Raw genomic sequence first — 23,206 nt, forward strand, 5'->3', positions numbered from 1 at the left:
GGCCGCCGGCAGGGCGGCGCGGGGGCTGCGGTTTTGTCGGCGAATTGCAAAAGGAAGCAGCATGTTGCGCATTCATTGCCCGTACTGCCGCGAAGTGCGGGAGGAAGAAGAGTTCGGCTACGCCGGCGAGGCCTATATCGCCCGCCCCGCCGCGCCGGAAGAGGTGGACGACGCCGTGTGGGGCGATTACGTGTTTCATCGCAAGAACCCGCGCGGCTGGCACTGGGAGCAATGGCAGCACGTTGCCGGCTGCCGCAAGGTGTTTGTCGTGAAGCGCCACACCGTCACCTATGAGATAGCCGGGTCCTGGACCCTGGCCGAAGGCAAGGCCCTGTACCTTTCGGAGGAGCAATCGTGAGCGGCTACCGCATTCATCGCAAGGGCGAGCGCATCCAGCGCCAGAAGCCGCTGAGCTTCATTTTCGACAATGTGCGCTACAACGCCTTCGCCGGCGACACGCTGGCTTCGGCGCTGCTGGCCAACGGCGTGCGCCTGATTGGCCGCAGCTTCAAGTATGGCCGTCCGCGCGGCATCGTCGGTTTTGGCGCGGAAGAGCCCAATGCGCTGATCCAGCTGGAAACCGGCGCCCACACCGTACCGGATCTCAAGGCCACGCAGGTGGAGCTGTACCAGGGCCTGGTAGCGGCTTCCACCACCGGTTATCCCTCGCTGGATTTCGACTACAAAGGCTTGCTGGGCAAGCTGGGCCGCTTCATGCCGCCGGGCTTCTACTACAAAACCTTCATGGAGCCGGTGAACGCCTGGCCCTTCTATGAGAAATACATCCGCAAGGCCGCCGGTTATGGTCGCGCGCCGGTGGAGGCGGACCCGGAAAGCTACGACCACCTGCACCACCATGTGGATGTGCTGGTGGTGGGCGGCGGCGCGGCTGGCCTGTGGGCCGCTACGCTGGCCGGACGGGCCGGCCTCAAAACCCTGCTGGTGGACGAGCAGGCTGAGGCCGGCGGCTGGTTGCTGACCGACCGCCGCAGCCGTATCGACGGCCTGGAGCCCACCGAGTGGCTGGCCGAGAGGTTGGCCGAACTGGACAGCCTGCCCAATGTGAGCGTACTGACCCGCACCACGGCTTTTGCCCTGCACGACGGCAATCTGGTGCAGGCGCTGGAACTGGTGCAGGACCATCTGCCGCTGACTGAACGCAACGCCGCGCTGCCGCGCCAGCGCCTGCACAAGATCCGCTCGCATCAGCTGGTGCTGGCTACCGGCGCCATCGAGCGTCCGCTGGTGTTCGGCTACAACGACGTGCCCGGCGTGATGACCGTAGCCGCCGGCCACAGCTATCTCAATCGTTACGGCGTGGCCGTGGGCCGCGAAGTGCTGCTGCAAACCCAGAACGACGCCGCCTACGACGCTGCATTCGATCTGGCCGCCAGCGGCGTGAAAGTGACGGTGGCCGATGCCCGCTGCGACGGCCCGGCACGCTGGCGCCAGGACGCGTTGTCGCGTGCTGGCATCCAGTTGTTGTCCGGTCACGGGATCGCCAGAGTGCTGGGCGACAAAACAGTCAACGGCGTGGAGTTGGTCCGGCTGGATGGACAGCGCAATGCGGCGACCGGCAAGGGGCCGCGCCTTAATGTGGACACCGTACTCTCGTCCGGCGGCCTGACCTCCACCGTGCATCTGTTCTGTCACAACGGCGGCCGCCCGGTGTGGCGCGACGACCGCTTGTCTTTTGTCTGCCCGGACGAGGGCCGCGACAACATCGCCTGCGTCGGCGCCATTACCGGCCGCTGGGAGCTGGATGAAGCGCTGGCGCAAACCCATCAGGCCTGCCTCGGCTTCCTGCAAAAAGCCGGTCGCGCCACCGGTTTCCTTGCACCCAAGGTCAACGGCGATGCGATCAGCGCGCCGCGCGCCATCTTCCGCCTGCCGGACGGCAAGCCGGAAGGTCGCGGCGCCAAGGCCTTCGTGGATTACCAGAACGACGTGGCCGCCGCCGACATCCACTTGGCCGTGCGTGAAAACTACCGTTCGGTGGAACATGTGAAGCGCTACACCGCGCTGGGCTTCGGCACCGATCAGGGCAAGCTGTCCAACATCAACGGCTTTGCCATCGCCGCCGAAGCACTGGGCAAACCCATTGCCGAAGTGGGCACCACCACCTATCGCCCGGCCTACACCCCGGTGACGTTTGGCGCGCTGGCCGGGGCGCATGTGGGCGACACTTTCGAGCCGCGCCGTTACACCGCCATGCAGGCCAGCCACGATGCGCGCCAGGCCGAATACGAAACCGTGGGCCAATGGATGCGCCCCTGGTACTTCCCCAAGGCGGGCGAGGATCTGCACGCCGCCGTCAATCGCGAATGCCTGGCCACCCGCAACAGCGTGGGCGTGATGGATGCCTCCACGCTGGGCAAGATCGACGTCAAAGGCCCGGACGCGCGCGAGTTCCTCAACCGCATCTACAGCAACGCCTGGAGCAAGCTGGACCCGGGCAAATGCCGCTACGGCCTGATGCTGGATGAAAACGGCATGGTGATGGACGACGGCGTCACTGCCTGCATCGCCGACGATCACTTTCACATGACCACCACCACGGGCGGCGCGGCGCGCGTGTACAGCTGGCTGGAGCGCTGGCACCAGACCGAGTGGCCTGAGCTGAAAGTGCGCTTCACCACCACCACCGACCACTGGGCCACCGTGGCCGTGGTAGGGCCGAACAGCCGCAAGGTGCTGCAAAAGCTCTGCGGCGACATCAACTTTGACCCCGAGGCCTTCAAGTTCATGGATTGGCGTCCGGGCACTGTGGCCGGCCTGCCGGCGCGGGTGTTCCGCATCAGTTTCTCCGGCGAGCTGGCTTATGAGATCAACGTGGACGCCAACTACGGCCGCTACATCTGGGAAGAAGTGATGAAGGCCGGCGCGGAGTTCGACATCACGCCTTACGGCACGGAAAGCATGCACGTGCTGCGTGCCGAGAAGGGTTTCATCATCGTCGGCCAGGACACCGACGGCTCGATGAGCCCGATCGATCTGGCCATGGGCTGGGCGGTGGGCATGAAAAAGCCGTTCAGCTTCCTCGGCAAACGGTCGCTGTCGCGCTCCCATACCGGCGGCGAGGGCCGCAAGCAGCTGGTGGGCCTGATGCCGCTGGATGCGGCCACCGTGTTGGCCGAAGGCGCGCAGATACTCAACAACACCGACGACACGGTGCCAGCGGCCATGCAGGGCCACGTCACTTCCAGCTATCACAGCGCCTTCCTCGGTCGCTCCATCGCCATGGCCGTGCTCAAGGACGGCAGCAAGCGCGAAGGCGATACCGTGCAGGTGTGGGCGCACGGCAAGAGCGTGCCGGCCAAGGTGGTGTCGTCGGTCTTTGTGGATAAAGAAGGGGTGCGTCAACATGCCTGATCAACGTTTTCAGCCGTTCCTGGAGTCGCCGCTCCAGCATTTCAATCTGGCGGCCGAAGCCCAGCCGCGCCGCGCCGATGGCCGCATCTGGAGCAACGAGCTGGCCAACCTGGCCTATGTGGTATTGCGCGGCGATACGGCGGAAGAAGGCTTTGCCCGCGTGGTGGCGGAGGTGACCGGCCTGGCGCTGCCCACCTCGCCAAAGGTGATGTCCACCGCGCCGCAAGGCGTGCTGGTATGGACTTCGCCGGATGAGTGGTTGCTGATCACCAGCCGCGTTCGCGCCCGTCAGTGGATGGCGGCGCTGGACGGCAGGTTTGCCGAAGAAGGCCTGTTTGCCCAGACCGTGGATTCCAGCGGCGGGCTCACCAGCGCCTTGCTGGCCGGCCCGCAGCACATCACCGTGCTGCGCCATCTGGGCGTGTACGACTTTGAAACCATCCAGCCGGGACAGGCGGTCAGCACCGTGCTGGGCAAGGCCACCGTGCAAATTCTGAAGCTGGAGGACGATGCGGTGTTTCTGGTGTTCCGCCGCAGCTTTGCCGACTACCTGTGGCGCTTGCTGCGCCGCGCCGCCCAGCCTTACGGCTTTGCGGTCTGCCAGCTGGAGGCCCGCGCCGGCCATCCGCTGCTGGGCCTGTTGGCCGAACCCCGTCACGACGCCGTGCCGGCCTGAACGACTTAGGAGATAACCATGAGCCTGCATCAGGACTCGCTCGTCATCGACGGGCTGATCATCGCCAAATGGAGCCGCGACGTGTTTGACGACATGCGTCGCGGCGGCCTGTCAGCCGCCAACTGCACCGTCTCGGTGTGGGAAGGCTTTCAGGATACCGTGGCCAATATCGCGGAAATGAAGCGCAAGATCCGCGATTACAGCGACATCCTCACGCTGGTGCGCGGTACCGAGGACATCCGCCGGGCCAAGGCCGAGGGCAAGACCGGCATCATTCTGGGCTTCCAGAACGCCCACGCCTTCGAAGACAACCTGGGTTACATCGAAGCCTTCGCCGACATGGGCGTGCGCGTGGTGCAGCTGTGCTACAACACGCAAAACCTGGTGGGCACCGGCTGTTACGAACGCGATGGCGGCCTGTCCGGCTTTGGCCGCGAAGTGATCGCCGAGATGAACCGCGTCGGCATCATGGTGGATTTGTCGCATGTGGGCGGCAACACCTCGCGCGAGGCCATTCTCGAATCTAAAAAGCCGGTGTGCTACTCGCACTGCCTGCCATCCGGCCTGAAAGAACACCCGCGCAACAAAAGCGATGAGGAGCTGCGTTTTATCGCCGACCACGGCGGTTTCATCGGCGTCACCATGTTTCCCCCCTTCCTCAAGCGCGGCATCGAAGCCACGGTTGACGACTACGTGGAAGCGATGGATTACGTCATCAATCTGGTGGGCGAGGATTGCGTGGGCTACGGCACCGACTTTACTCAGGGCTACGACAAGGGCTTCTTTGACTGGATCACCCACGACAAGGGCCGCCATCGTCGACTGACCAATTTCGGCACTATTCTCAATCCGGAAGGCATTCGCACCATAGGCGAAACGCCCAACCTGACGGCGGCCATGGAGAAAGCCGGCTGGCCGGAAAGCAAGATTCGCAAGGTGCTGGGGGAAAACTGGCTCCGCGTATTCGGTGATGTGTGGGGGTGTTGAACCTGGGCGGGGCCATTGGCCCCGCTTTTTTTTGGCGCAACAAGCAACAGCCCTTGCCCGATCGACGCGGCTTGATCCGCGTCGGGGACGCGCCAGCCGGCTTGCCCTGCGGATGGCGACAACGATTCCGGGATGCCTTGGGCCAACCCGGAGCGATGCAGTAGCGGAATCAGGTACCGAGCATGCGGCAAGACGACTGCGGCCGGACTGAGACGTTCATCCTTAAGAACCTGCGATTTCAAGTTTGGAGAAAACGATGCAGAAACGAAGCTTTCTTGCCCTGCTGCTGGCCGGCCTTGCCACGCCTTTGTTGAGTCACGCGGCTGACAAGCCCACCATCAAGATCGGCTATGTGGAAGGCTGGTCGGACAGCGTGGCCACCACCAACGTGGCCGCCACCATTATCCGCACCAAGCTGGGCTATCCGGTGGAAATCATCCCGGTGGCCGCGGGCATCATGTGGCAGGGCGTGGCGCGCGGCGATCTGGATGCCACCCTGTCCGCCTGGCTGCCCACCACGCATGAAGCCTATTACAGCCAGTTCAAGGACAAGGTGGTGGACGTGGCGGTGAACTATCCCGGAGCCAAGATCGGCCTGATCGTGCCGGATTACTCTCCGGCGCATTCCATTGCCGACCTCAATGCCAACAAGGCTGCCTTTCAGGGCCGCATCGTCGGCATCGACGCCGGGGCCGGCGTGATGAAGAAAACCGAAGAGGCCATCAAGAAGTACCAGCTGGGTTATACGCTGTTGCCCAGCTCCGGCACCGGCATGGCTGCCGAACTGGCGCGTTCCATCAACGCCAAAAAGCCGGTCATCGTCACCGGCTGGATTCCACACTGGATGTTCGCCAAGTGGAAGCTGCGCTTCCTGGATGATCCGCAGAAGGTCTACGGCGACGCCGAGCATGTGGACAGCGTGATCAACCCGAACCTGAGCGCCAAGGCACCGGACGTGGTGGCCTTCTTCAAGAAATTCCAGTGGAAGCCCGAGGAAATCGGCAAGGTGATGCTGGATGTGGAAAACGGCGCCAAACCGGCCGCCGCCGCCGAGAGCTGGGTAAAGGCCAATCCGGGCAAAGTGGGCGAGTGGACGCACTGATTCCCCCTGCTGAGATCGTTGCAGAACACCGCGCCGGGCGAATGACGCCGGCGCGGTATTTTTTGCCTGCCTGCCTGCCTGCGTGCGTTGCGACGCGGTCATTCAAGCCAGTCTCAGCAAAACGGGCTTGGTTGCGAGAGTGACGCGTGTCGAGCGGCAGCCAGAAAATGCTGTCGTGGTGAAAACGGCATTTACAGCGTTAGGCCTGTACTGGTTTTATCTCTGGGGGAGAGTGCAAGCTTAACGTCGTCAAACAAGCTTATTCTCACTCATATATCACTTTGGTATTGGCTACTTTAGACCAGCCCATATCCAAACATGTCCCCCATTGCGTGGGCCACGAAGAAGGGCCAGAGTTTTTTGACGCGTAAATACAGTAAGGCCATCGGAATGCCGGTCAGACCGATGACGGCTGCTGGGACCATGCCTTGGTAGGTGTGAAAGGAAAAGCGGACGAGCAAACTCAGTGCCAGAGTGAGCCATAGCCTTTCTTTCGGTACTGCCAGAAATAGCCCAAGGAAAAATAGCTCCTCGTAAAAGCCATTGAAAAACGAATACATCATCAACGACAGACTTTGGGGAAAAATCGCGCCAAAGCCGTTAGGGTGCCATACATCCCAGCTGGTCAATAAAGCCAAGGTATAAAACGACAGATCAGCGAAACATGAGAGTCCAAGATAGACGACGACGCCGAGCAGTGTCATTTGCCAGGAAATGCCCCAGGAAAGAGAGCGCCAGTCGAAGCGTCTCCAGTGCAGGTAGACCAGACCGATTGCCAGCAGCCCCAGTTGGTGAATCAGACTGCCCAAATTGTCGTCATCGGTAAAACTAGCTTCTGGGCCGACGGCTTGAGTCATGCTATCCCCGGTTAGCAGGCCGATATTGGACCAATAAATGGGCGCTCCGAAGAAAATCAGAGTCAATACTAATAAGTCGTAGTGATTGAGATGCGATCGTTTTTCCGCAATCCACTTCATACAGTTGCCTTTTCTGTCAGCACACTTTAGTTGTCACGGCAGCGTTGCCGTCATCCTCCGACTGGGTGCTGATTCAAAAGTTTTGCTTGAAAACCACTTTTGAGCATGGTTGCGGTAAACAAGTCTGTAATAAAAGCGAATTCTCTATTTTTACCTTTTGTCTGGATGCTTTTCCCTGTTGGCTGAAGGCCATGCTCGCCGGATGGCCTTTAGGAATAAAAGGGATTTTCCGCCAAACATAAGGCCTCTTTCCATCCGCAGCACGGAAGCCGCTAAGTCATTATTCAAATCCACCTTGCAAACAACGCTAGTGCGGAATCGGCGAAGCGGTCGCGAGCATACGCAAGCAACAATCAGCGCCGATCTGGCCTAGCCATGCCCCCCCGCCACAATCTGCCCACAGACGACAAGCTGTCGTCTTGTCGCTAGTCGGCAAATACCTGTCGTCCCCGCCGCACCGTCGCCCGGCACCGTCCGGCACCATCCTCTGCATGAGCGAATTTCTCGCCCCCCTTGTTCAGGAGAATGGCATGCAACCCCAAGTACCCATTGATGTCGATCCGCAAACCGGCGTCTGGACCACCAATGGCCTGCCCATGCTGTACGTGCCGCGGCACTTTTTCATCAACAACCACCTGGCCATCGAGACCGCGCTGGGCCGTCGCACCTATGCCGATTCCCTGTACGAAGCCGGTTACCGCTCCGCTCATTTCTGGTGCGGCAGCGAAGCGCAAACCCACGGCCTGACGGGGTTGGCGGTGTTCGAACACTATCTGTCCCGCCTGTCGCAACGCGGCTGGGGCCAGTTCAGCTTCATCGAAGCCGACCCGGAAACCGGCAACGCCAGCATCCGCCTGGACAACTCCTGCTTCGTGCTGGCACAGGGCGTGGCCGGAGCGCCGCAGAGCGAGCACATGGCCTGTTACCTGTTTGCCGGCTGGTTCTCCGGGGCGATGGACTGGGTGGGCGAGAATCTGGGCAAGGATTACCGCACCGTCAGCCGCGAAAGCCAGTGCGCGGGCCTTGGCGCCGAGTACTGCGTGTTTACCGTTCATCCCTTGTAAGCCCAGAGGTGTTCCATGCGCTATCCGCACCTGTTCGCCCCCATCACGCTCAACAAACTGACGCTGCGCAACCGCATTGTCAGCACTGCCCACGCCGAGGTGTACGCTGAACCCGGCGGCCTGCCGGGCGAGCGCTATATCCGCTACTACGAAGAAAAGGCCAAGGGCGGACTGGGGTTGGCCATCTGCGGCGGCTCCAGCCCGGTGTCCATCGACAGCCCGCAAAGCTGGTGGAAGTCGGTCAATCTGGCCACCGACGCCATCGTTGATCCGCTGGCAAGGTTGGCCGAAGCCATGCATCGTCACGGCGCCAAGATCATGATCCAGGCTACCCACATGGGGCGGCGTTCCAGCTATTACGGCGAGCACTGGCCGCATCTGGTCAGCCCGTCCGGCATTCGCGAGCCGGTACACCGCGGCAACGCCAAGATCATCGAAACGGAAGAAATCCGCCGCATCATCGGCGATTTCGCCCAGGCGGCGCGCCGGGTGAAGGCGGCCGGCATGGACGGCATCGAAATTTCCGCCGCGCACCAGCACCTGATCGACCAGTTCTGGAGCCCGCGCACCAATTTCCGCACCGACGAGTGGGGCGGCAGCTTTGAAAACCGCCTGCGCTTCGGCGTGGAGGTGCTGAACGCGGTGCGCGCGGAGGTGGGCCCGGATTTCTGTGTCGGCTTGCGCATGTGCGGCGACGAATTCCACGAGGACGGCCTCAGCCACGACATGCTGAAAGACATTGCCGCGGCGATGTCGGAAACCGGCCTTATCGATTACCTGTCGGTGGTGGGCTCCGGCGCGGACACCCACAACACCCTGGCCAACTGCATGCCGCCGATGGCCCTGCCGCCGGAGCCCTTCGTGCATCTGGCCGCCGGCATCAAGTCGGTGTCCAAGGTGCCGGTGATGCACGCGCAAAGCATCCGCGACCCGGTACAGGCCGAGCGCATCCTGTCCACCGGCATGGTGGACATGGTGGGCATGACCCGCGCCCACATCGCCGACCCGCATCTGGTGATCAAGATCCGCGACGGCAAGGAAGACCAGATTCGCCAGTGCGTGGGCGCCAACTATTGCATCGACCGCCAGTATCACGGCCAGGACGTGCTGTGCATCCAGAACGCCGCCACCAGCCGCGAAGCCACCATGCCGCACACTTTCAGCAAGAGCGAAACGCCGCGCCGCGTGGTCGTGGTGGGCGCCGGCCCGGCCGGGCTGGAAGCCGCCCGCGTAGCGCGGGAACGCGGTCATGAGGTGGTGCTGTTCGAGAAAGAACCCCAGGTGGGCGGGCAGATCGTGCTGGCGGCCAAGGCGCCGCAACGCGAACAGATGGCCGGCATCATCCGCTGGCTGGACATGGAAACCCAACGGCTGGGCGTGGATCGTCGGCTGGGTACGGTGGCCGATCGCGCCGCCATCATGGACGAGCGGCCGGACATTGTGGTGCTGGCCACCGGCGGTTCCCCCTACACCGGTCAAGTGCCGGCCTGGGGCGTGGAGGAGGGGCTGGCCGTCAGCAGCTGGGACATCCTGTCCGGCAAGACCGCGCCGGGCAAGAATGTCCTGGTGTACGACGCGGTGAGCACCCATGCCGGCTTCGGCGTGGCGGATTTCCTCGCTAGCCGCGGCAGCACAGTGGAAATCGTCACGCCAGACGTGAAAGTGGGCGACGACACGGGCGGCACCACCTTCCCCATTTTCTATCGCCGGCTGTACGCGCAGGGCATCATTCCCACCCCCAATTTCTGGCTGGACCGTGTTTACGCCGAAGGGGACAAGAAGATTGCCGTGCTGCGCAACGAGTACACCGAGGCGCTGGAAGAGCGCGAGGTGGATCAAGTTGTGGTGGAAAACGGCATTCTGCCCAATGACGGCCTCTACTGGCAGCTCAAGGAGGCCTCGAAAAACAAGGGCCAGACCGATGTGCACGCCCTGTTTGCCGCCAAGCCGCAGCCGGCCTTGTCGCAGCCGCTGGCCAGCGGCGAGTTCCTCTTGTTCCGCGTTGGCGACTGCATCTCCATGCACAACATCCACGGGGCGATTTATGACGCTCTGCGCCTGGTGAAGGATTTCTGACGATGAGCCTCTCCCTCGATCTTGTGCTGACCGCGCTGGTGTGGCTGGGGCTGGGCCTGCTGCTTGTGGGGCTGGCCTGTCGCGCCGCGCTATGGCGGCAAGGCCGGGCCGCGCCAGTGGCCTGGCTGGGCCTGCTGGCCATGCCCAAGCGCTATTTCGTCGATCTGCATCATGTGGTGGCGCGCGAGCCGGCAGTGGCGCGCGCCCACGTGGCGGTGGCGGGCGGCGCGGTGGCCATCCTGTTGCTGTCCATGCTCAATTACGGCCTGATGCTGTACTGGCGCTGGCTGGACGTGCTGCTGGCCTTGCTGGCGGCCGGCATGCTGGTGGGCGCGCGCATGATGGCGGCCCGCCGCCTGGACGCGCCCAAGCGTTTGTCGCAAGGGCGCTGGCAGCGCTTGCCCTCGCGTCTGCGCTGGTTCGCCATGGGCATGCTGGTGGTGGCTGCGGTCATGGCCACCGGCGGCGACGCTGGCGCGGCGGGCCGTCTGCTGGCCTTGCTGGCCTGCGCCTTGCTGGCGCTGGGCGGGGCGGAGCTGGTGCTGGGCATCGGCCTGGGCTGGCCGATGAAGCATGCTGTGGCTGGCCTGTTGCATCTGGCTTTCCACCCGCGACCGCAGCGTTTCGCCGGCAAATCGTCCGATCTGCAGCCCTTGCGCTTGGAGCAGGGCGAGTTGGGCGTGGCCAAGGTGGAGGATTTCACCTGGAACCGCTTGCTGTCCTTTGACGCCTGCGTGCAGTGCGGCAAATGCGAGGCGGCCTGTCCGGCCTATGCCGCCGGTCAGCCGCTCAATCCCAAGAAACTGATCCAGGACATGGTGGCCGCGCAAAGCCGGGGGCGCGATCCTGCCTATGCCGGCAGCCCGCATCCGGGGCGCGAGGCGGCGGTGACGGTGACGCCGGGCGAGGGCATCGTCGGCAGCGTGCTGGCGGCCGAGACGCTGTGGTCCTGCACGACCTGTCGCGCTTGTGTGGAAAACTGCCCGATGCTGATCGAGCACGTGGACACTGTGGTGAGCCTGCGCCGTCACCTTGCTTTGCAGCGCGGCGATTTGCCCGGCAAGGGCGCGGAGGCGCTGGCCAACCTGCGCAATACCGACACCGTAGGCGGCTACCCGCTGGCAGTGCGTTACCACTGGGCGATTGATCTGAATCTGCCGGTCTTGCAAGCGGGCGAGGAGACAGACTGGCTGTTGCTGGCGGGCGAGGGCGCGTTCGACATGCGCTACCAGCGCGCCTTGCGCGCGCTGGTGAAAGTGCTGAAAGCCGCCGGCCTCAAGGTGGCGGTGCTGGGCGAAGCCGAGCGCGATTGCGGCGATCTGGCGCGCCGCTTGGGCGATGAAGCCACCTTCCAGCGGCTGGCCGCCGACAATATCGCCACGCTGCGGCGTTATCGCTTTGCCCGCATCGTGACGCCGGACCCGCACGTCTTCCATTGCCTGGCCAATGAGTATCCGGCGCTGGGCGGCGAGTTCGACGTCTGGCATCACAGCAAACTGATCGAGCACTTGTTGGCGCGTCGCGCACTGCCGCTGAAAGCCGACACAGTCGCCCCCGCGCCGGTCACCTTCCACGACCCTTGCTATCTGGGTCGCTACAACGATGGTTACGAAGCGCCGCGCAATGTGCTCAAGGGCATTGGCGTGAAAGTGGTGGAAATGGAACGCTCGCGTCGCGACGCTCGCTGCTGTGGCTGGGGCGGCGGCGCGGCCTTTACCGATATCCCGGGCCAGCGACGCATTCCCGACATGCGCATGGACGACATCCGCGCCACCGGCGCCGGTCGCGTGGCGGTAGCCTGCCCCAATTGCACCGCCATGCTGGAAGGCGTGCCGGGCGAGCGGGCCGATGTCATCGAGTTGGCCGAGCTGGTGGCCGAGCGACTGGAGGACAAGGCATGAATCATCCCGTAGCTGCAATTCCGCGCAGAGATCCGCGCCGGCCCTGGGTATCGGGGCCAGGCGGCATCAAGCGCATCGTGCTGGGCGAGGAGCGCGGCAGCCGCGACGCGCAGCAACCGGGCCACGGCCCGTCGGGCAAGCCGCTGCGCAGCGCCGGGCCCTTCGGCCAACGTATTCTGGTGGTGGGCCATGCCGAACGCGGCCAGCCGGACGAGGCGCTGATCGAAGCGCTGGCCGCCGCCGCCGTGCTGGCCGGGCCGGATACCGAAGTGCTGGCCGCACTGATCGGCCTGGACGACGAGGTATCCCTGGCCGAGCTGGGCGTGGACCGGGTGTTGGCCTTGCCCGATCCCGGCTACGCGCCGCAAGCCCTGCTGGCCTGGCTGGACGCCGTATGGAAGCAGGAGCGGCCCACGCAGGCGCTGTTTCCGGATCGCGGCGACGATGCCGACCTGGGACGGCGTTTTGCCTGCCGCCAGGGTTTGCGGGCAGTCACCGATGTGCTGGAAATCGCGGCCGACGGCGTTCGCCGCAGGCTGTCATCAGCCGACTTCGCCTTGCACGACAGCGCGCCGGTGCTGTTGCTGGCGCGCGGGGTGGCCGATGCCCGTCTGCCCTTTGTCGGGCTGGGCCTGCGCGGCGACAGTCCGGTAAGCGTGAACGCCGCAGAGCGCGTGCGCGATCTGGGCAGCCAGTCCAGCCCCGCTTCGGCGCTGCCGCTGGAAGAGGCGGATCTTATCTTGTCAGCCGGCAACGGCGTGGCCGATGTGCCGTCCTTTCTGGAGCTGGCCCGTACCATGGGCGCGGCGGTGGGGGCGTCTCGCGTGGCGGTGGACGATGGCCGCTTTACCCGCGACAAGCAGGTGGGCGCCACCGGCAAGACCGTGCAGGCCAGCGCCTACATCGCGCTGGGCATTTCCGGCGCCGTGCAGCATTTGCAGGGCATCAAGAGCTGTCGTCATGTCATCGCGGTGAATCTGGATGCGGCGGCGCCCATCGTCAAACGCGCCGATCTCACCATCGTCGAGGATTGCGCCGCTTTCATCGCCGCGCTGCAAGCGCTGGTGGCGGCGGCCAGGCAGGAGAAACAGTCATGAAAGTAGCGGTACTGGTGGCGCCGGCCGCCCACCCGGTCAGTGGTCGGCCCTGTGCCGGCGAGGCGGAACTGGCGGCCTTGGCGCTGGCCGGCGGTTTGTCCACCGAGCTGACGGTGCTCTATGCCGGCGCGGCGGAGGACGCCGCCCTGGCGGACTATCTGGCGCAAGGCGCGGCGGCGGTGCGCGTGCTGGCGGTAGAGGCTGGGCAGGACATCCTGCCGGCGCTGATCGAGGCGGTGAAAGACCACGATCTGATCTTGTGCGGTGGGCGCGCCGGCAACGGCGCAGGCAGCGGCATGCTGCCCTACCTGTTGGCCGAAGCGCTGGAGCGTCCCTTGCTGCCGGACGCCATGGCGCTGGAAGTGTGCGGCAAGGAGCTGCGCATTACCCAGGGGCTGGCCAAAGGCGTGCGCCGCACGCTGTCCGCCGCGTTGCCTCTGGTGTCGTCTGTAGACAAGCGCGCCGCCAGCGCCGGCGGTTGGTCTTACGCCGCGCTGAGGCAGGGGGCCATCCGCCGTCAGCAGGCGGCCGGGCCGGCCTTCGCCCAACCGCGTCGCGAGCCAGCCCGCCGGGCTCGCGCGCTGGTGGCGGCCAGCCGCGCCAGCGGTCACGACCGCATGCTGGGAGCCATTGCCGGCAGCGACGGCAAGCAGTCCGGGCGCGTCGTAAAACAGGGTGATCCTGTCGAAAAAGCGCAAGTTGTACTGGAGTACCTCAGGCACCATCAGCTCGTCGATTTCTGACAACGACACAACAGCATCCGACCAGCAACCCACCCACCGGCTCTCAGGATGCATGGACATGGACCAGGACAAGTTTGGAGATTCGTGAAATGCAGCAGAGCACTCTTTCTTTCAAGCCGGTGATCAACTTGCGCGAGCTGGTGGCTCGCCGCCAGGCCGGCCACAGTCTTGAAGCCCCGTTCTACAACTCGCAAGCGGTCTTCGACGCCGACATCGAGCACATCTTCCGCCGCCATTGGATTTATGTCGGCGTGACGGCGGAGATCCCCGAGCCGGGCGACTACATCACCGTGGAAATCGGCAAGGAGCCCATCCTGATCCTGCGCGATGACGACATGCAGGTGAAGGCCTTCCACAATGTGTGCCGCCATCGCGGTTCGCGCTTGTGCAACTCGGAAAAGGGCTCGGTGGGCAATCTGGTCTGTCCCTACCACCAATGGACTTACAACCTCTCTGGCAAGCTGATTTTCGCCGATCACATGCCGGAAGGTTTCGACATGTCGCACCACAGCCTGAAACCGGTGCATGTGCGCAATCTGGAAGGGCTGATCTTTGTCTGTCTGGCCGATGAAGCGCCGGCCGACATCGACCAGATGATCAGCCAGATGTCGCCCTACATCGCCCCGCACCAGATCGACAACTGCAAGGTGGCCGCCCAGATCGACATCATCGAGGCCGGCAACTGGAAGCTGACGATGGAGAACAACCGCGAGTGCTATCACTGCACCGGCAACCATCCCGAGCTGACCATTTCCTTGTACGCCTACAGCTACGGCTTTGCGCCCAAGTCCGAACTGGCGGCCGGCCTGGAAGGCTATGAAAAGCTGGTGCGGGAAAACCACGAGCGCTGGGAAGCCTGCGGCCTGCCCTCCGCCGAAATCGAGAAACTGTCGGACGTGACCGGCTTCCGCACTATGCGCATGCCGCTGGACCGCAAGGGTCAGTCGCAGACCATGGACACCGGCGCGGCCTGCAAAAAGCTGTTGGGCGACATTACCGACCCGTCTTCCGGCGGCCTGTCGTTCTGGACCCAGCCCAATTCCTGGCACCACTTCATGGCCGACCACATCGTAACCTTCACCGTGCTGCCTCTGACGCCGGAAACCACGCTGGTGCGCACCAAATGGCTGGTGCACAAGGATGCGGTGGAAGGCGTGGATTACAACGTGGACAACCTGACTCGCGTGTGGAACGCCACCAACGGCCAGGACCGCCATCTGGTGGAGGAGTCGCAAGTGGGCGTCAACAGTTCCGCCTATCGTCCCGGCCCGTACTCGCCCTATACCGAGGAGCTGGTGGAAAAATTCACCAACTGGTACATCAACCGTCTGGGCCACGGCCTGGATACCGCCCAGGGCTGAGTCCGACCCCGCGCCGCACCGGCCTTCGGCCAACCAGACTTGCAGCATGCGTCTGGTTGGCCGCCCTGGGCTGGCGAGCGGCGGCGAAAGGGTCGGCGGCTTGCCGGCGCATCGTCGAGGAACGCCTCCATGTCAGAACAAAAGCACAGCCACCCGTCCTCGCCGCTGCCGGCGGATGATCTGCCTCTGTGGCAGCCGGGCGAAGACAGCACGCTGGAGTGCGTGCAGGTGCGCGAAGAAACGCACGACGTCAAAACCTTCGTTTTCCGCGCCGAGCCGCCGCGTCGTTTTCATTACCAGCCGGGACAATTCCTCACGCTGGAGCTGGAAATCGACGGTGAAGCCGTCAACCGCTGTTACACCCTGTCGTCCACGCCCACCCGGCCGGATCGCGTCAGCATTACCGTCAAGCGCATTCCCGGCGGCAAGGTATCCGGCTGGTTACATGAACAATTGCGGCCGGGACAGCGCATCAACGTGCTGGGGCCGTCCGGCGAATTCACCTGCGCCCGTCACGCCGCTTCGCCTTACCTGTTCCTGTCCGCCGGTAGCGGCATCACGCCGCTGATGTCGATGACGCGCGCGCTGACCGATCTTTCCACCGGCGCGGACATCGTCTTCATCCATAGCGCGCGCTCGCCGCGCGACATCATCTTTCGCAAGGAGCTGGCGCTGTTGTCCGCCAGCCATGCCACCTTCACCCAGGCCATCATCTGTGAAAACCGGGCCGGTGAACCGGAGTGGCCGGGCTTTATCGGCCGGCTGGACGCCGCCCGTTTGCAGGGCATGGTGCCGGATTTGCTGGCGCGGCAAGTATTCTGCTGCGGCCCGGCACCCTACATGGCGTCGGTGCGGGCCCTGTTGCAAGAGTGCGGTTTCGACATGAATCGCTATCACGAAGAAAGCTTCAACTTTGCCGAACTGAACGCCGCGCCGCCGGACGAGGTGGTGGAAAGCGCCTCGCCCAGCGAAGAGGGCACCGGTTTCAATGTGCATTTCGCCAAGATGGGCGACGACCTCAGCGTGGCGCCGGGCCAGACCGTACTGGCGGCCGCGCTGGCCAAGGGCATGCGCTTGCCGGCCTCTTGCACGCGGGGCGTCTGCGGCACCTGCAAGACCCGGTTGCTGGAGGGCAAAGTGGATATGAAGCACGAGGGCGGTATCCGCCAGCGCGAAGTGGATCAGGGCTATTTCCTGCCCTGTTGCAGCAAACCGCTGACCGATCTTGTGCTGGATCGCTGACGATTCTCTCCCCCTGAGGGGCCTGTCAGGCCTCCTGATGCCCGCTCATCGCAAGGTGGCGGGCATTTTTTCTGGCAGTGGGCACGGTCTTTGCTGTAGGACAATCAGGCGGATTGCTGGCGCGTTTTAGCGGCTGTAACAGACGTTACGCCGTTATGTTGCAGTGCATGTTGCTGTTTTTTTGCGACAAGGAATTTTTGCTCGGAAAAGATGCAAACAAGGTAGGCAAGTTGCTGAATTTGCATGGGTATGGCGTCTATTTGTCGTTTTCCGACAGCGTGTCGCCTGTAGGCATGTGATGGTCGGAATGCGCTTATTTCGTGTAACCCATACTGCCTATCTTGGTCCTTGACTTACATTAAACATTCTTCGATCGGTTCATGAATTTTGCATGTTCGCCAAAGCGGCGTCATGCAGCGGACCGCAGCGAAAAATGCCATCTGTTGCCAGGCCGGCGCGAGGGATTCCCCGCCGGCGCCAGGGGCGGGGCGCACGAGACTCCGTCAGTTCAAGCAGCAGTCTGTCAGGGCCGGCGGCCCGCGACGGACGAGACGGCGGGGCCGCGCAAGACCACGCCGGACACGATGGATGACAGCCGTATAGATCCGCACGCTGCGGGCCAAGGCCCGACGGGACAGCGCAGAAAACGGACAGACGGCGGGATATGGCCAGCGTGCGATATCAACGGAGGAGAACGGATGAAGCAGTCGGCCAAGATAGTGGTGAAAAACCTCTATAAGGTATTCGGGGGAAAGTCGTCCGAAGTCATGGACATGCTGCGCGCCGGTGAGAAGAAAGACGCCATCTTTCAGAAAACCGGCAGCGTGGTAGGCGTCAACGACGTGTCGTTCTCGGTGCAGGAAGGCGAGATTTTTGTGCTGATGGGCCTGTCCGGTTCCGGCAAGTCCACGCTGATCCGCCTGATCAACCGTCTGATGGATCCGACCGATGGCCAGATCATTCTGGACGGCAAGGACATCACCCGACTCAACCACAAACAGCTGGTGGACCTGCGCCGCCGCGACATGAGCATGGTGTTCCAGAGCTTTGCCCTGATGCCGCACCGCTCGGTGCTGGACAACGCGGCCTTCGGTCTGGAAATCGCCGGCGTGGATCGCAAGACCCGCGAAGCCCGCGCCATGGAGGTGCTGGAGCAGGTGGGCCTGGCGCAGTTCTCCGCCAAGTATCCGCATCAGCTCTCCGGCGGTATGCAGCAGCGCGTCGGCCTGGTGCGCGCGCTGGCGGTCAATCCGTCGCTGATGCTGATGGACGAAGCCTTCTCAGCGCTCGACCCGCTCAAGCGCACCGAGATGCAGGACATCCTGTTGCAACTGCAGCGCGAGCATCGCCGTACCATTTTCTTCGTCTCGCACGACCTGGAAGAAGCGCTGCGCATCGGTACCCGCATCGCCATCATGGAAGGCGGCCGGCTGGTGCAGGTAGGTACGCCGCAAGAGATCATCGAGAAACCGGCGGACGATTACGTTCGCGACTTCTTCAAGAGCGTGGACACTTCGCGTTATCTGCAAGCCAAGGATCTCATCGAAGCCGGCTTGCCGGTGCACGCCTCCGCCCTGGGCCAGCATGTGCCGCCGTCCTGTAGCCTGCCCGACGTGCTGCAACGCTTGCTGGGCCAGACCGAACCCCTGCAGGTGCGCGACGCCAACGGCGAATGCCTCGGCCTGATCACTCCCAGCAGCGTGCTTACCAAGATTTCACAGCATCGGCTGCAAACCACTGCCTCGCACTGACGCGGCGCCGACGACATGACGGGGCCGGGCCCCGCGACCGGGATACAGGAAGGAGCAAGCCGCTATGGCTGACGCAAGCACGCAAGACATGTTGCCGATTGGCGACTGGGTGAATGAAATCATTCATTTCATGCTGGACCACAATGCCGGGGCTTTTGACGCCATCGGCAACTCCATCGACTGGTTCGCCAACATGGTGGAGTTTGTTCTGCTGGGCATTCCGCCGCTGATCATGGGCGGCATCTTTGTCGCCGTCGGCCTGTGGCGGCTGGGCTGGAAATTCGCTGTTTTCGTCGTGGCCGCCTTGGGCCTGATCTGGGCCACCGGCTTCTGGAGCCAAACCATCGCCACGCTGGCGCTCACCTTGTCCGCCACCTGCGTCAGTCTGGTGCTGGGCGTGCCGGTGGGCATCTGGTGCGCGCGCAACAAGATCGTCAACACCGTGGTGCGCCCGGTGCTGGACTTCATGCAGACCATGCCGGCCTTCGTCTATCTGATTCCGGCGGCCATGTTCTTTGGGCTGGGCCGGGTGCCAGGCATTCTCGCCACCGTGGTGTTTGCCGTGCCGCCCGCCGTACGCCTGACCAATCTGGGCATCCGCCAGGTGAACAAGGAACAGGTGGAAGCTGGCCACGCTTTCGGCTGTACCTCCTGGCAGTTGCTGTTCAAAGTGCAGTTGCCCATCGCCTTGCCGTCCATCATGGCCGGCGTCAACCAGACCATCATGATGGCGCTGTCCATGGTGATCATCGCCTCGATGGTGGGCGCGGGCGGTCTGGGCAACGACGTGCTGGCCAGTATCCAACGTCTGGACGTGGGGCTGGGTTTTGAGAGCGGCCTGGCTGTGGTGCTGCTGGCCATCATTCTGGACCGCATCACCGAAAGCTTCGGCGCTTCGCCATCGGCGCGCAGCGAGCAGGGCAGCTGAGCGCAATACCGATTCATACCAAGAAAAAGCCGCAAACAGGCTGAGGGGTCGACGCTAAGACGGGGTCGACCGGTCTGCTTTGACGGCGACAAAACCAGAACGCAGCACACATCTACAGAGGTGACGCCATGAGCCCGCAAAACATCGCAGAGTTGTCGCATATAGGTTTCCTGTTGCTGGACAAGTTTTCCATGATCGCGTTTTCCAACGCGGTGGAACCCTTGCGCATGGCCAATTATCTGTCGCGCAAGAAGCTGTACCGCTGGAGTCTCTTGTCCGCTGACGGCAATCCGGTGCCCGCCAGCAACGGGCTGGAGCTGTCGCCCATCACTGCGCCGGAAAGCCCGCAAAACTACGACATGCTGATTGTTTGCGGCGGCTGGCAGGTGCGCGAAGCGGTGGACGACAAGGTGCTGGCTGTCATCCGTCGTTTTGCCGCGCAAGGCGTGCCGCTTGGCGCCATCTGCACCGGCACGTTCGCGCTGGCCAAGGCTGGCGTGGTGAATGGCTATCGTTGCGCCATTCACTGGGAAAACCTGCTGTCCATCAGCGAGGAGTTTCCCAAGACGCAGTTCACCTCTGATCTGTTTGTGTTGGACCGCGACCGCTTCACCTGTAGCGGCGGCACGGCCCCGCTGGATTTTATGTGCCACCTGATCCGCCACAAGGGCGGCAAGAGCCTGGCGGCCGACGTGTCCGAGCAGTTCATCGTCGATCGCCTGCGCGACAACGGCGATCGTCAGCATATCCCCTTGCTGGCGCGCATCGGCACCGGCCATGAAACGCTGGTGGACGCCGCGCTGGCGATGGAAGGCAATATCGAGAATCCGCGCTCGCTGGAAGAGTTGGCCGAAGAGTTGGGCGTGTCCCTGCGTCATCTGGAGCGCCTGTTCAAACGCTATCTCAACACCACGCCGGCGCAGTACTACCTGGATTTGCGCCTGCGGCGCGCGCGCGAACTGCTGCTGCAAACCAATATGAGCGTGATGGAAGTCACCGTGGCCTGTGGTTTCCTCTCCTCCTCGCATTTTTCCAAATCGTATCGCGGCCTGTTTGGCTACCCGCCCAGCCGCGAACGCCAGCAGTATCTGGTGGACAGCGCGGTGATCGCCTGATCGCCAGGACGCCGCGCCGCGCGGTGGCGCGCAACGGTTTTAAGGAGTGGCTTTCAACATCCTGTTGCCAAACGGGGCAGGTTGAAAAACGGCTGCTTACAACGCGACGATCCCTTCTCGGTCCGTGCATGGCGGGCCGATTTCCCTCCGTCCCGATGGCTTCCTCGGGACGTTTTTTTTCGCCGGATTCAAGCAATTGACGGTCGCGCCTGCGCAAGAGGCGGGGCAGGGCTGGGGCAATGATGTCGCGGTGGCGATAACTACAGCGGCCGCATGGCCATTGCCGCATCAGTTCGATCATTCGAGCAGCACATCAGAGGAGTTAACCATGAAGATTCGCAGCATGATTCTGGGCTGTGCCCTGGCGGCATTGGCGGGCAGCGCGCTGGCCAACGATGCGGCCCAGTGCCGCAATGTCCGTTTTGCCGACGTGGGTTGGACCGATATCGCCGCCACCACCGGCATGGCCAGCGTGGTGCTGGAGGGCCTTGGCTACAAGCCCACCACCACCATCGCCTCGGTGCCCATTACCTTCTCCGGCATCAAGACCAAGCAGATTGACGCCTTTCTCGGCTACTGGAACCCCAGCATGACTCCGGTGATCGAGCCCTTCGTCAAGGCTGGTCAGATCAAGGTGCTGGACAAGCCCAATCTGGTGGGCGCCAAGTACACCCTGGCCGTGCCTGACTATGTGGCCGCCGGTGGTCTGAAGAGCTTCCAGGACATCGCCAAATTCAAGAAGCAACTGGATGGCAAGATCTACGGTATCGAGCCGGGCAATGACGGCAATTTGCTGATTGACGGCATGATCAAGAAAAACCAGTTCAACCTGGCCGGCTTCAAGATGGTGGAATCCAGCGAGGCTGGCATGCTGGCCGAAGTGGAGCGTTCCATCCGCCAGAAAAAGTGGATCGTATTCCTGGGCTGGGAGCCGCATCCGATGAACGTGAAGTTCAAGATGGCCTACCTGACCGGCGGCGATGACGTGTTCGGCCCCAATCTGGGCGAAGCCAAGGTGTTTACCGCCATTGCGCCGGATTACGAAAGCCGCTGCCCCAATGTGGCCAAGCTGCTGCACAACCTGAAGTACACCACCACCATGGAAAACGTGGTGATGGGCCCGATCATGGACAAGGTGAAGCCGGAAGTGGCCGCCCGCAACTATCTGAAGAAGAACCCCGATGTGCTGAAAACCTGGCTGGCCGGTGTCACCACCGCCGATGGCAAGCCGGGCCTCGACGCTGTGATGAAGTCGCTGCATTGATGTTTTACCCGCCTCAGCCTTGAAGGGCATTGTTCAAGGTTTTCAAAGCATTGGCTTTTTCACCACACAAGGCCCCGGCTTTCGCCGGGGCCTTGTTGTTTGCTGTCCTTGCGGCCCGTGGCCTGGCGCAGCGCAGGACGCGTGCAGGGGAAAAGCTGTCGCCTGCGGTCAAACCGGCGCCGACGCGCCGACCTACGATGCCCAGGCCCGTCGGCGCGCCGGCGCGGTCTTTCCCCGATGCAACCGTGTGTTCAAACAATGAGGAGACAACACATGACAGGCAACCGTGGTGTCGTATATGTCGGACCGGGCAAGGTGGAGGTGCAGTCCATCCCCTTTCCGGAATTGGTGTCGCCCGCTGGCCGCAAGCTTGGCCACGGCGTGATTCTCAAGGTGCTCAGCACCAATATCTGCGGCTCGGACCAGCACATGGTGCGCGGTCGCACCACCGCCCCGTCCGGGCTAGTGCTGGGCCATGAAATCACCGGCGAGGTGATCGAGGTGGGCAGCGATGTCGAGATGCTGAAGAAAGGCGACATCGTTTCGGTGCCGTTCAATGTGGCCTGCGGGCGTTGCCGCTGCTGCAAGGAACAGCACACCGGCGTCTGTCTGTCGGTGAACCCGGCCCGTGCAGGCGGCGCGTACGGCTATGTGGACATGGGCGGTTGGGTGGGCGGCCAGGCCGAATACGTCATGGTGCCGTACGCCGACTTCAATCTGCTGAAGTTTCCCGACCGCGATCAGGCCATGGCCAAGATTCGCGATCTGACCTGCCTCTCCGATATCCTGCCTACCGGTTATCACGGTGCGGTGTCGGCGGGCGTGGGACCGGGCAGTACCGTGTATGTCGCGGGGGCGGGGCCGGTAGGCCTGGCTGCAGCCGCATCCGCCCGACTCCTGGGCGCGGCGGTGGTGATCGTGGGCGACGTCAATCCGTCGCGCTTGATCCACGCGCGCGCGGTGGGTTTTGAAACCGTTGACCTGTCGCAGGATGCCACGCTGGCAGAGCAGATCGCCGCCGTTCTGGGCGTGCCGGAAGTGGATTGCGCCATCGACGCGGTCGGCTTCGAAGCGCGCGGCCACGGCCATGCCGGCTCGCAACAGGAGGCGCCGGCCACCGTGCTCAACTCGCTGATGGAAGTCACGCGCGAAGCCGGCCGCATCGGCATCCCGGGGCTTTACGTCACCGATGATCCTGGCGCCAAGGATGAAGCGGCGCGCCGCGGCAGCCTGTCGGTGCGGCTGGGGCTGGGCTGGGCCAAATCGCACAGCTTCTTTACCGGCCAGACACCGGTGATGAAGTACAACCGCGCCCTGATGCAGGCCATTTTGTGGGACCGCATCAATATCGCCGAAGTGGTGGGCGTGCAACTTATCACGCTGGATCAGGCGCCGCAGGGCTATGCTGAATTCGATGGCGGCGCGCCGAAGAAATTCGTCATTGACCCGCATCTGCAACTGCTGAACACGGCCTGACGCGCCGGCGCCCGGCGCGGCAAAAGCGGTGCCGGGCTTTGCAGAGGGAACAACCCGGCAAGGGTAGCTGCCGG

The 23,206-nt window shown here is 63.3% G+C and carries 18 protein-coding genes; 17 read left to right on the forward strand and 1 reads right to left on the reverse strand.

The window, feature by feature from the left end:
- The first annotated feature begins 61 nt into the window (after window positions 1-61).
- From Q0P52_RS12810 to Q0P52_RS12830, 5 genes are all read left to right on the forward strand, one after another.
- Window positions 62-358: a sarcosine oxidase subunit delta gene (locus tag Q0P52_RS12810; protein ID WP_293762906.1), complete on the forward strand. Its 297-nt coding sequence runs from the start codon at window positions 62-64 to the stop codon at window positions 356-358.
- Window positions 355-3,372, forward strand: a complete 3,018-nt coding sequence (locus Q0P52_RS12815; protein ID WP_293762904.1) for a sarcosine oxidase subunit alpha family protein — start codon at window positions 355-357, stop codon at window positions 3,370-3,372. The genes Q0P52_RS12810 and Q0P52_RS12815 overlap by 4 nt, the downstream gene beginning before the upstream one ends.
- On the forward strand, window positions 3,365-4,048 hold the full coding sequence (locus Q0P52_RS12820) for a sarcosine oxidase subunit gamma family protein (RefSeq protein WP_293762902.1): 684 nt from the start codon (window positions 3,365-3,367) through the stop codon (window positions 4,046-4,048). The genes Q0P52_RS12815 and Q0P52_RS12820 overlap by 8 nt, the downstream gene beginning before the upstream one ends.
- 18 nt (window positions 4,049-4,066) lie before the next feature.
- Window positions 4,067-5,035 carry a dipeptidase gene (locus tag Q0P52_RS12825; RefSeq protein ID WP_293762900.1) on the forward strand — a complete coding sequence of 323 codons (969 nt, stop codon included), beginning with the start codon at window positions 4,067-4,069 and terminating at the stop codon, window positions 5,033-5,035.
- 256 nt (window positions 5,036-5,291) lie between these two features.
- Window positions 5,292-6,137, forward strand: a complete 846-nt coding sequence (locus tag Q0P52_RS12830; protein WP_293762898.1) for a glycine betaine ABC transporter substrate-binding protein — start codon at window positions 5,292-5,294, stop codon at window positions 6,135-6,137.
- Between the two features lie 296 nt (window positions 6,138-6,433).
- Here Q0P52_RS12830 and Q0P52_RS12835 read toward each other — a convergent pair whose 3' ends face one another.
- The gene (locus Q0P52_RS12835) at window positions 6,434-7,114 is read right to left on the reverse strand and encodes a CPBP family intramembrane glutamic endopeptidase (RefSeq protein WP_293762896.1); all 681 of its coding nucleotides are present in this window, start codon (window positions 7,112-7,114) and stop codon (window positions 6,434-6,436) included.
- Window positions 7,115-7,644: 530 nt separating this feature from the next.
- Between Q0P52_RS12835 and Q0P52_RS12840 the strand changes: the two genes are divergently transcribed.
- From Q0P52_RS12840 to fdhA, 12 genes are all read left to right on the forward strand, one after another.
- The gene (locus Q0P52_RS12840) at window positions 7,645-8,178 is read left to right on the forward strand and encodes a DUF5943 domain-containing protein (RefSeq protein ID WP_293762893.1); all 534 of its coding nucleotides are present in this window, start codon (window positions 7,645-7,647) and stop codon (window positions 8,176-8,178) included.
- A 15-nt stretch (window positions 8,179-8,193) separates the two neighbouring features.
- A complete protein-coding gene (locus tag Q0P52_RS12845) occupies window positions 8,194-10,254 on the forward strand; it encodes an NADH:flavin oxidoreductase (RefSeq protein WP_293762890.1) in 2,061 nt (686 codons plus the stop codon).
- Window positions 10,255-10,256: 2 nt separating this feature from the next.
- Entirely contained in the window at window positions 10,257-12,155 is a 1,899-nt protein-coding gene (locus Q0P52_RS12850) for a DUF3483 domain-containing protein (protein WP_293762887.1), read from the forward strand.
- On the forward strand, window positions 12,152-13,252 hold the full coding sequence (locus Q0P52_RS12855) for an electron transfer flavoprotein subunit alpha/FixB family protein (RefSeq protein WP_293762884.1): 1,101 nt from the start codon (window positions 12,152-12,154) through the stop codon (window positions 13,250-13,252). Before Q0P52_RS12850 ends, Q0P52_RS12855 begins: the two co-directional genes overlap by 4 nt.
- The gene (locus Q0P52_RS12860) at window positions 13,249-13,995 is read left to right on the forward strand and encodes an electron transfer flavoprotein subunit beta (RefSeq protein WP_293762881.1); all 747 of its coding nucleotides are present in this window, start codon (window positions 13,249-13,251) and stop codon (window positions 13,993-13,995) included. Before Q0P52_RS12855 ends, Q0P52_RS12860 begins: the two co-directional genes overlap by 4 nt.
- 89 nt (window positions 13,996-14,084) lie before the next feature.
- Window positions 14,085-15,356 carry an aromatic ring-hydroxylating dioxygenase subunit alpha gene (locus Q0P52_RS12865; RefSeq protein ID WP_293762878.1) on the forward strand — a complete coding sequence of 424 codons (1,272 nt, stop codon included), beginning with the start codon at window positions 14,085-14,087 and terminating at the stop codon, window positions 15,354-15,356.
- 129 nt (window positions 15,357-15,485) lie between these two features.
- Window positions 15,486-16,598 (forward strand): hybrid-cluster NAD(P)-dependent oxidoreductase, encoded by a 1,113-nt coding sequence (locus Q0P52_RS12870; protein ID WP_293762875.1) that lies wholly within the window; start codon window positions 15,486-15,488, stop codon window positions 16,596-16,598.
- A gap of 698 nt (window positions 16,599-17,296) precedes the next feature.
- A complete protein-coding gene (locus tag Q0P52_RS12875; protein WP_293762870.1) occupies window positions 17,297-18,349 on the forward strand; it encodes a glycine betaine/L-proline ABC transporter ATP-binding protein in 1,053 nt (350 codons plus the stop codon).
- Window positions 18,350-18,413: 64 nt separating this feature from the next.
- Window positions 18,414-19,277 (forward strand): proline/glycine betaine ABC transporter permease, encoded by an 864-nt coding sequence (locus tag Q0P52_RS12880; protein WP_293762867.1) that lies wholly within the window; start codon window positions 18,414-18,416, stop codon window positions 19,275-19,277.
- 128 nt (window positions 19,278-19,405) lie between these two features.
- Window positions 19,406-20,392: a GlxA family transcriptional regulator gene (locus Q0P52_RS12885; protein ID WP_293762865.1), complete on the forward strand. Its 987-nt coding sequence runs from the start codon at window positions 19,406-19,408 to the stop codon at window positions 20,390-20,392.
- A gap of 328 nt (window positions 20,393-20,720) precedes the next feature.
- Complete coding sequence (locus tag Q0P52_RS12890; protein ID WP_293762862.1) at window positions 20,721-21,656, forward strand: choline ABC transporter substrate-binding protein; 936 nt, start codon at window positions 20,721-20,723, stop codon at window positions 21,654-21,656.
- A 273-nt stretch (window positions 21,657-21,929) separates the two neighbouring features.
- The gene (gene fdhA / locus Q0P52_RS12895; RefSeq protein ID WP_293762860.1) at window positions 21,930-23,132 is read left to right on the forward strand and encodes a formaldehyde dehydrogenase, glutathione-independent; all 1,203 of its coding nucleotides are present in this window, start codon (window positions 21,930-21,932) and stop codon (window positions 23,130-23,132) included.
- The last annotated feature ends 74 nt before the right edge of the window (window positions 23,133-23,206 follow it).

Origin of the sequence: uncultured Aquitalea sp. (assembly GCF_945957525.1) — a bacterium.
GTDB lineage: Bacteria > Pseudomonadota > Gammaproteobacteria > Burkholderiales > Chromobacteriaceae > Aquitalea.

What these genes read in the sequence shown, in the direction of transcription:
- Q0P52_RS12860 (WP_293762881.1), top strand. Translation starts at nt 13,249, where the DNA reads ATGAAAGTAGCGGTACTGGTGGCGCCGGCCGCCCACCCGGTCAGTGGT.
- Q0P52_RS12835 (WP_293762896.1), bottom strand. Translation starts at nt 7,114, where the DNA reads ATGAAGTGGATTGCGGAAAAACGATCGCATCTCAATCACTACGACTTA.
- Q0P52_RS12845 (WP_293762890.1), top strand. Translation starts at nt 8,194, where the DNA reads ATGCGCTATCCGCACCTGTTCGCCCCCATCACGCTCAACAAACTGACG.
- Q0P52_RS12855 (WP_293762884.1), top strand. Translation starts at nt 12,152, where the DNA reads ATGAATCATCCCGTAGCTGCAATTCCGCGCAGAGATCCGCGCCGGCCC.
- Q0P52_RS12885 (WP_293762865.1), top strand. Translation starts at nt 19,406, where the DNA reads ATGAGCCCGCAAAACATCGCAGAGTTGTCGCATATAGGTTTCCTGTTG.
- Q0P52_RS12880 (WP_293762867.1), top strand. Translation starts at nt 18,414, where the DNA reads ATGGCTGACGCAAGCACGCAAGACATGTTGCCGATTGGCGACTGGGTG.
- Q0P52_RS12870 (WP_293762875.1), top strand. Translation starts at nt 15,486, where the DNA reads ATGTCAGAACAAAAGCACAGCCACCCGTCCTCGCCGCTGCCGGCGGAT.
- Q0P52_RS12820 (WP_293762902.1), top strand. Translation starts at nt 3,365, where the DNA reads ATGCCTGATCAACGTTTTCAGCCGTTCCTGGAGTCGCCGCTCCAGCAT.
- Q0P52_RS12890 (WP_293762862.1), top strand. Translation starts at nt 20,721, where the DNA reads ATGAAGATTCGCAGCATGATTCTGGGCTGTGCCCTGGCGGCATTGGCG.
- Q0P52_RS12875 (WP_293762870.1), top strand. Translation starts at nt 17,297, where the DNA reads ATGAAGCAGTCGGCCAAGATAGTGGTGAAAAACCTCTATAAGGTATTC.
- Q0P52_RS12825 (WP_293762900.1), top strand. Translation starts at nt 4,067, where the DNA reads ATGAGCCTGCATCAGGACTCGCTCGTCATCGACGGGCTGATCATCGCC.
- Q0P52_RS12810 (WP_293762906.1), top strand. Translation starts at nt 62, where the DNA reads ATGTTGCGCATTCATTGCCCGTACTGCCGCGAAGTGCGGGAGGAAGAA.
- Q0P52_RS12850 (WP_293762887.1), top strand. Translation starts at nt 10,257, where the DNA reads ATGAGCCTCTCCCTCGATCTTGTGCTGACCGCGCTGGTGTGGCTGGGG.
- Q0P52_RS12840 (WP_293762893.1), top strand. Translation starts at nt 7,645, where the DNA reads ATGCAACCCCAAGTACCCATTGATGTCGATCCGCAAACCGGCGTCTGG.
- Q0P52_RS12865 (WP_293762878.1), top strand. Translation starts at nt 14,085, where the DNA reads ATGCAGCAGAGCACTCTTTCTTTCAAGCCGGTGATCAACTTGCGCGAG.
- fdhA (WP_293762860.1), top strand. Translation starts at nt 21,930, where the DNA reads ATGACAGGCAACCGTGGTGTCGTATATGTCGGACCGGGCAAGGTGGAG.
- Q0P52_RS12830 (WP_293762898.1), top strand. Translation starts at nt 5,292, where the DNA reads ATGCAGAAACGAAGCTTTCTTGCCCTGCTGCTGGCCGGCCTTGCCACG.